Source organism: Streptacidiphilus jiangxiensis, assembly GCF_900109465.1.
GTDB classification, from domain to species: Bacteria; Actinomycetota; Actinomycetes; order Streptomycetales; family Streptomycetaceae; genus Streptacidiphilus; species Streptacidiphilus jiangxiensis.
Genome location: NZ_FOAZ01000010.1, coordinates 328,941 through 336,668, shown reverse-complemented (window position 1 = coordinate 336,668; position 7,728 = coordinate 328,941). Strand labels below are relative to the sequence as shown.

6 protein-coding genes and 2 rRNA genes are annotated in these 7,728 nt (G+C 70.5%); 7 read left to right on the top strand and 1 reads right to left on the bottom strand.

The genetic code is table 11. The features are described 5' to 3' along the window. The 5 genes from BMY61_RS21180 to BMY61_RS21160 all read left to right on the top strand — a co-directional run. A 23S ribosomal RNA gene (locus tag BMY61_RS21180) occupies positions 1-151 on the top strand; the annotation flags it as partial. Between the two features lie 60 nt (positions 152-211). Further along, a 5S ribosomal RNA gene (rrf, locus tag BMY61_RS21175) occupies positions 212-328 on the top strand. A gap of 123 nt (positions 329-451) precedes the next feature. Continuing rightward, a complete protein-coding gene (mtrA, locus tag BMY61_RS21170) occupies positions 452-1,129 on the top strand; it encodes an MtrAB system response regulator MtrA (protein ID WP_042389953.1) in 678 nt (225 codons plus the stop codon). 1 nt (position 1,130) lies between these two features. Then, entirely contained in the window at positions 1,131-3,275 is a 2,145-nt protein-coding gene (gene mtrB / locus BMY61_RS21165; RefSeq protein ID WP_052439502.1) for an MtrAB system histidine kinase MtrB, read from the top strand. After that, positions 3,262-5,130: an LpqB family beta-propeller domain-containing protein gene (locus BMY61_RS21160; protein WP_042459802.1), complete on the top strand. Its 1,869-nt coding sequence runs from the start codon at positions 3,262-3,264 to the stop codon at positions 5,128-5,130. The genes mtrB and BMY61_RS21160 overlap by 14 nt, the downstream gene beginning before the upstream one ends. A 70-nt stretch (positions 5,131-5,200) precedes the next feature. Here BMY61_RS21160 and BMY61_RS21155 read toward each other — a convergent pair whose 3' ends face one another. After that, positions 5,201-5,902 carry a ComF family protein gene (locus tag BMY61_RS21155; RefSeq protein WP_082015650.1) on the bottom strand — a complete coding sequence of 234 codons (702 nt, stop codon included), beginning with the start codon at positions 5,900-5,902 and terminating at the stop codon, positions 5,201-5,203. 386 nt (positions 5,903-6,288) lie between these two features. On the opposite strand from BMY61_RS21155, the gene hpf reads away from it, so the two are divergent. After that, entirely contained in the window at positions 6,289-6,912 is a 624-nt protein-coding gene (gene hpf / locus BMY61_RS21150; protein WP_370117263.1) for a ribosome hibernation-promoting factor, HPF/YfiA family, read from the top strand. 145 nt (positions 6,913-7,057) lie between these two features. Beyond that, positions 7,058-7,726: a response regulator gene (locus BMY61_RS21145; RefSeq protein WP_236656654.1), complete on the top strand. Its 669-nt coding sequence runs from the start codon at positions 7,058-7,060 to the stop codon at positions 7,724-7,726. Positions 7,727-7,728 lie beyond the last annotated feature (2 nt).

Below are 7,728 nucleotides of genomic sequence, written 5' to 3'. Positions count from 1 at the left end.
AGCATCTAAGCGGGAAGCCTGCTTCGAGATGAGTACTCCCACCCACTTGATGGGGTAAGGCTCCCAGTAGACGACTGGGTTGATAGGCCGGATGTGGAAGCCCTGTGAGGGGTGGAGCTGACCGGTACTAATAGGCCGAGGGCTTGTCCATAGCTGCTACGCGTCCACTGTGCTGTTCTGAGACAGCGACTATCGCATGATCTCATCGTGTTTCGGTGGTCATAGCGTGAGGGAAACGCCCGGTTACATTCCGAACCCGGAAGCTAAGCCTCACAGCGCCGATGGTACTGCAGGGGGGACCCTGTGGGAGAGTAGGACGCCGCCGAACAAATTTTGATCAAGGCCCCCCTGACGTCACGTCAGGGGGGCCTTGCTGCGTTCCGGCAGGTTGTGGCGGAAGTCTCGCCGACTGTGGCCCGGGTCACGTTTCGGATCTGCGACCATGGACACCATGAAGGGACGCGTCCTGATCGTCGATGACGACACTGCTCTGGCCGAGATGCTTGGCATCGTGCTGCGTGGAGAGGGGTTCGAGCCGAGCTTCGTCGCGGACGGCGACAAGGCTCTCGCTGTCTTCCGTGAGGTCAAGCCCGATCTCGTCCTCCTGGACCTGATGCTGCCCGGCAGGGACGGGATCGACGTCTGCCGTCAGATCCGTGCCGAGTCCGGCGTGCCGATCGTCATGCTGACCGCGAAGACCGACACCGTGGATGTCGTCGTCGGGCTGGAGTCCGGCGCCGACGACTACATGACCAAGCCGTTCAAGCCGAAGGAGCTCGTTGCTCGCGTGCGTGCGCGTCTGCGCCGCGCGGAGGAGCCGAGCCCGGAGCAGCTGACCATCGGTGACCTGGTCATCGACGTGGCCGGCCACTCCGTGAAGCGGGACGGGCGCAGCATTCCGCTGACGCCGCTGGAGTTCGACCTCCTCGTCGCGCTGGCCCGGAAGCCGTGGCAGGTGTTCACCCGTGAGGTGCTGCTGGAGCAGGTGTGGGGCTACCGCCACGCCGCCGACACCCGCCTGGTCAACGTCCACGTGCAGCGCCTGCGGTCGAAGATCGAGCGGGACCCGGAGCGTCCGGAGATCGTGGTGACGGTCCGCGGCGTGGGCTACAAGGCGGGTCCGAACTGAGATGAGCGGTCAGACCCCCGCCGCCCTGCCCGACCCGGACGGCGGGCGGTCGACCGTGCAGGACACGCGGTCCACCAAGGCGAGCCAGCAGCCGTTCCTGAGCGCTCTGGGACGGCAACTGCGCCGGCCCTTCCGGCGTGCCGTCGGGCTGTACCGGCGTTCGATCCAGCTCCGTGTCGTGGCGATGACGCTCGTGCTCTCGCTCGGCGTGGTGCTGCTGCTCGGCGTCGTCGTGATGAACCAGGTCCGCAACGGGCTGCTGCAGACCAAGATGCAGTCGGCGCAGACCCAGGCCGAGAGCGGCTTCGCGGCCGCCAAGACGGCGGCGGGCGACCTCGGCACGCTGACACACAAGACCGGAACCGCGACGTCCCCGCAGGCAGGCGGTGGCGCGGCGTCCGGAGCGGACACCGCCCCTGACGTCGGCGCGGTCATGATCGACCAGGTCAAGACGCTGGCTCAGAGCGGCGCGGGGTCCTATTCCGTCGTCGGGATGCTCCCGCCCAGCAGCAGCACCACCAACACGTCCTCCCGGGCCATGCCGACCACGGGCGGGGTCGACCCCACGGCCACGATCCCGGCGGATCTGCAGCTGCGCGTCGCGGCGAACGTGGGCAGCCCCGAGGGCGCGTTCACCACGGTCACCTACCTCAACGGGACGCAGAGCCAGTCCGGCGTGGTGATCGGCGAGCAGATCACCCTGCCCAGCAGCGTCGGCACCGACGCGACGGGCGGAGGTGCCTCGACCGGAGGCGCCTACCAGCTCTACTACGTGTTCCCGTTCGCGCAGGAGACCAGCACGCTGAACCTGGTCACCGGCACGCTGGCCACGGCCGGGGTGTTCGTGGTGATCCTGCTCGGCGCGATCTCGTGGCTGGTGGTGCGCCAGGTGGTCACGCCGCTGCGGATGGCTGCCGAGATCTCCGAGCAGCTGGCCTCCGGCCGGCTCGAGGAGCGGATGAAGGTCTCCGGGACGGACGACATCACCCGCCTCGGAGAATCGTTCAACCGGATGGCCGGTGCGCTGCAGGCGCAGATCCGCCAGCTGGAGGAGCTTTCCCGGGTCCAGCGTCGCTTCGTGTCGGACGTCTCGCACGAGCTGCGTACGCCGCTCACCACGGTCCGGATGGCCGCCGACCTGCTCTACGAGGCGCGGGAGGACTTCGACGACCCGATGGCGGTGCGTTCTGCGGAGCTGCTGCAGAACCAGCTGGACCGCTTCGAGTCGCTGCTCGCGGACCTGCTGGAGATCAGCCGCTTCGACGCGGGCGCCGCGATCCTGGACTCCGAGCCGACGGACCTGCGCGAGGTCGTCGGCAGGGTCATCGACGGGGCCGGCCCGCTGGCCGAGCGGAAGGGCAGCGCGGTGCGGGTCATCGGCGCCGACGAGCCGGTCGTGGCCGAGTGCGATCCGCGCCGGATCGAGCGCATCCTGCGCAACCTGGTCGTCAACGCGCTGGAGCACGGCGAGGGCCGTGACATCGAGGTCCTGATGGCGGCCGGTGACGGCGCCGTCGCGGTCGCGGTGCGCGACCACGGCATCGGGCTCAAGCCCGGCGAGGCGGCGCGTGTCTTCAACCGGTTCTGGCGGGCCGACCCGGCCCGTGCGCGGACGACGGGCGGGACCGGTCTCGGCCTGTCGATCGCCCTGGAGGACGCCGCCTTGCACGGCGGCTGGCTGCACGCCTGGGGCGAGCCGGGTGGCGGTTCGCAGTTCCGGCTGACCGTGCCGCGCAATGCGGGCACGGAGATCAGCCGTTCGCCGATCCCGTTGGAGCCGGAGGACTCGCGCGGCAACCTCGGCCTGGACGTCTCCGGCAGCCCGTATCGGCGGGCCCGGCCCGCCGGAGCGACGGCGCTGCCGGCCATGGAGGCGGAGCAGGCGGCCGCGCAGCCGAGCCTCGGCCCGGGGCTCGGCGGGGTGCTCGGCTACGGTTCGGTCATCCCGGCCCTGCCAGGCCCCGTCCACGGCACTCCCGGCAGCAACCCCGCGGACCTGGGCTCCGTCTCCGGGCTCGGGGGCGGCTTCGGTACCGGTGGCGCCCAGGTGGTCGTGCCCGGCACGGCGACGACCCGCACGGACGAGCGGCCCGCAGATCCGCAGGACGTGGACGACGACGGTGAGGGAACGCGTGAAGAGCTCTGAGCTGACGCGGCGCCGCGGGCTGCGCGCTGTCGCGCTCACCGGTGCCGTCCTGGGCCTGGCGGGGTGCGCCACGATGCCCGGCAACGGGCCGGTGGCTCTCGGCCCGACCGACGCGGGCAGCACCCAGAACACCCGCGTGGAGCTGATCCCGGTCCCGCCGGCCGAGGGGGAGTCCCCCGACCAGCTGCTGCACGGCTATCTCGACGCCCTCGGCAGTGACCAGGCCGACTACCGGACCGCCCGGCAGTACCTGAGCGACCCCAGCTGGAAGCCGTCCGGAGCGGTGACGGTGCTGCAGAACACACCGAACGTCCCGCCGGTCCCGGCGAGCTGCGCCCAGCAGAAGACCTGCTCGATCACGGTCACCGGGAACCAGGTCGCCGCGCTGGACCCGCACGGCTCGTACACGGCCACCCCGCTGACCCCGTTCTTCAGCGTGGACTTCCACTTCAGGAAGAACGACAAGGGCCAGTGGCGCATCGTGGACCCGCCGTCCACCGTGCTCACCAGCGTGCGGGACTTCCAGCGCATATACGCCTCGGTCAACCTGTACTACCCCGCGGTGGCCGGGCAGACCGGCGGCGGTGTGAGCCCGCTCGTGGCGGATCCCGTCTTCATCCGCGCCCGGGTGGACAACCCCTTGCAGACGGCGGCGCAGCAGCTGTTGAACGGGCCGAGCACGTGGCTCCAGCCGGCGGTGAACCCGGGGTTCACGCCGGGGGCCAAGGTCGTGGTCGACAGCACCAACGCGCAGGCCAAGGTGTACCTGTCGCTGGGCTCGGGCGGCGACTGGAGCCACAAGGCCTGCCTGACCATGGCGGCGCAGCTCTACACCACGCTGAGCCAGGTGCAGGGCGGCGGCGTGCAGGTGCAGGGCCAGTCGCCGACGTCGGTGGCGCTCTACCAGGACAAGGGCGGCTCGGCCGTGTGCACCGCCGAGTCCGAGGGTCAGTACAACCCGGTACGGGTCCCCGCGACCGCCTACTTCCTGAGCCCGGACCACCAGCTCAAGAGCGTGACGCCGACTGCGTCGGGTGCCACTCCGGGGGGCTCCACGGTGGACGGGGTCCCGGGCAGGCTGGTCCCGGCCGGTGTCGCGATCGGGGAGTTCGCCGTCTCGCCGCGCGGTGACGGCGCGGTGGCCTCCGTCTCCCAGGACGGCCGTTCCCTCTACCTGAGCGGACTGCGGCAGACCAGTGAGCCGACGGCGGCGGTCCTGCGCAGTTCAGTCGCCCGAGCGCTGTCCTCGCCGAGCTTCGACGGGACTGGCACGCTCTGGTTCGTCGACTCCGAGCCCGGGGGCAAGCCGCTGCGTGCGGTGACCGACGGACAGGTGGTGTCGGTGGACATCCCGGACCTGCCGGGCGGGGCCACGATCGAGCAGGTGCGGGTGGCACCGGACGGTGCGCGGATCGCGCTGCTGGAGCGGACGGCCGACGGGCAGACGGCGGTGCAGATCGGGCGAGTGGCGCGCATCGGGGGCGGGGACGACCTGAACCACCCCGCGGTCGCGTTCTCGGTGCAGGATCTGCGCACGACGGCGGTCGGGATCAGCTCGATCTCGTCGCTCTCGTGGCAGGACGGCGATGCCCTGGTGGTCGTGGGCCAGCAGTCGGGCACCACGAGTGTGATCCCCGTCGAGATCGACGACTCACCGTCCTCACTGGGCGCGATCCAGGCGCTGAACGGTGTGATCGACGTGACGGCACTGCCGGGCGATCCTGGCGACTGGCTGTTCGCGACGGCCAACAGCCCGGACCAGGAGATCTTCGCCTCCCAGCTCCAGTTCTTCCGCTGGGACGCGATCACACGCGACGCCTCCAGCAAGGGGAGCGGTGTGCGATTCCCGGGTTGAGCCGCGGATGAGCAGTGGCTGAGCAGCGCCTGATCGGTCGCTGCTCAGCCTGCCGGTCGGCCCGGGTGGCTCACGCCGCCGCGACGACCGCGGCGGCGAGGACGTCGACGCCGGATTCGGACAGGGCGCGGGTGGCCTCCGCCAGGCTCGCGCCAGTGGTCACGAGGTCGTCGACCACCACGACATGGCCGGTGCGCAGGACGGCGCTGCCACGGGTGACGCGGAGCGCGCCGGCGAGGTTGCGTCGGCGCGCAGCCGCGTCGAGGCCGGCCTGGTCGGCGACCGCGCGGGCGTGGCGCAACGCGGGGACGACGCGTGCGGGGACGCCCCGGGCGCGCAGGGCGGCCGTGGCTGCACGGGCGAGGCGGACCGTCGGGTCGTGGCCCCGGGCGCGGGTCGCGGACGCCGTCGAGGGCATGGGGACGAGCAGCAGCGGTGGCGTGTCGCGCCGACGCGGTGCGGAAGCCAGCGGCACGGCGGCGTGAACGGCGCGCGCGAGGGCGCGCCCCAGCGGCGGCGCGAGCCGCAGTGCTCCACGCTCCTTGTGGGCGAGCAGAGCCTGCCGCACGGCGCCGCCGTAGGGCAGCGCGGCGTAGATCTCCGGCAGGCCCGGCGGTGGGTGGCCGGGCCTGGCCAGGCTGGGGTCGGCGTCCTCGAGAAGGGCCCGGCAGGGCGGGCAGAGCTGCGCGTTCGGGCTGCCACAGCCGACGCAGACGGTGGGCAGCAGCAGGTCCAGTACGGCGTCGAGCGCGCGAATCGGTGACCGCTCCACGGCGCCTCCCCACGGAGATGGAGTTACGGTCGGAGATACACACGGAAGGAGTGCCAAGAGTGCCCCGACCGCCCCGATGACGAGGGCCGTTCACGTGACGTTCATCCGAACGGGGGCCGTGGCCGCGCGGGGGCTGTACAAGCACCGCCTGCCCGGCGAATTTGGACGTCAGGACCTATGGCCCTCCGACCCCGGGACTTCGGCCCCGTGTCGGACAGGCGAAACCCAGGGAACCGTTGTTCCATGGGGTTCCCACCGTTCCCACTGGGGATGAAGGGGACAGAGCGGCGGTTCCGCCCGACCCCGAGCGGGTGGGGCTGCGTACTCGACGGGCCTTGCGGACTTAACGGTCCGTGGGCATGAAGCGCGAAGGATCGGAGTTCTGCGTGGACATCGTCGTCAAGGGTCGCAAGACCGAGGTTCCTGAGCGGTTCCGCAGGCACGTCGCCGAGAAGCTCGAGCGGATCAACAAGCTCGACGGCAAGGTGATCAGTGTCGACGTGGAGCTGTCGAAGGAACACAACCCGCGCCAGTCCGACCACGCCGACCAGGTGGAGATCACCCTCCGCAGCCGTGGCCCGATCATCCGGGCGGAGGCCAGCTCCTCCGACCCGTACTCCGCCCTGGACCTCGCCTCGGCGAAGCTGGACGCCCAGCTGCGCAAGGCCGCGGACCGGCGGCGGGTCAGCAAGGGGCCGCGGTCGCCGATGAGCGTCGCCGAGGCGACCGCCGCGCTGTCGGACACGCCGGGGCAGGCAACGCCCGAGGAGCTGAGCCCGCCCAAGAGGACGATGCAGGGATCCGTGGCAGTGGAGGGTGACGGGCCGCTGGTGGTCCGCGAGAAGACCCACCCCGCCGCCCCGATGGCGTTGGACCAGGCGCTCTACGAGATGGAGCTGGTCGGCCACGACTTCTACCTGTTCGTGGACTCCGACACGCTCCAGCCGAGCGTGGTCTACCGGCGCCACGCCTACGACTACGGTGTGATCCACCTGAAGGTCGAGGAGTGACGGCCGGCCTGACGGCCTGAACGTCACAGCGACGAGGGTTCCTCCGGCACACTTCCGGGGGAACCCTCTTCGGGTGCGTGATCGCGACCCGCGCGAAGCGTGGAATCATGTCGCTGACAGCCGCCCACCGAGGGGGAGGGACCGGATGGTGGAGCCGATCCGGGTACTGGTCGTGGACGACCACGCGCTGTTCCGGCGCGGACTGGAGATCGTCCTTGCCCAGGAGGAGGACATCGCCGTCGTCGGCGAGGCCGGAGACGGCGCCGAGGCCGTGGAGAAGGCCGCCGACCTGCTGCCCGACATCATCCTGATGGACGTGCGGATGCCGCGTCGTGGCGGCATCGAGGCGTGCACGGCCATCAAGGAGGTCGCACCCAGCACGAAGATCATCATGCTGACCATCAGCGACGAGGAGGCCGACCTCTACGAGGCGATCAAGGCGGGCGCCACCGGCTACCTGCTGAAGGAGATCTCCACGGACGAGGTGGCCACCGCGATCCGCGCCGTCGCGGACGGTCAGTCGCAGATCAGCCCCTCCATGGCGGCCAAGCTGCTCACGGAGTTCAAATCGATGATCCAGAAGCGGACGGACCAGCAGGATCTGCTGCCCGCGCCCCGGCTGACGGACCGTGAGATGGAGGTGCTGAAGCTGGTGGCCACCGGGCTCAACAACCGGGACATCGCCAAGCAGCTCTTCATCAGCGAGAACACCGTGAAGAACCACGTCCGCAACATCCTGGAGAAGCTCCAGCTCCACTCCCGCATGGAGGCCGTGGTCTACGCGATGCGGGAGAAGATCCTCGAAATAGGCTGATC

Bases quoted from the DNA above. Each gene is read 5' to 3' on its own strand.
- mtrA (WP_042389953.1), top strand. From the start codon at position 452: ATGAAGGGACGCGTCCTGATCGTCGATGACGACACTGCTCTGGCCGAG.
- mtrB (WP_052439502.1), top strand. From the start codon at position 1,131: ATGAGCGGTCAGACCCCCGCCGCCCTGCCCGACCCGGACGGCGGGCGG.
- BMY61_RS21145 (WP_236656654.1), top strand. From the start codon at position 7,058: ATGGTGGAGCCGATCCGGGTACTGGTCGTGGACGACCACGCGCTGTTC.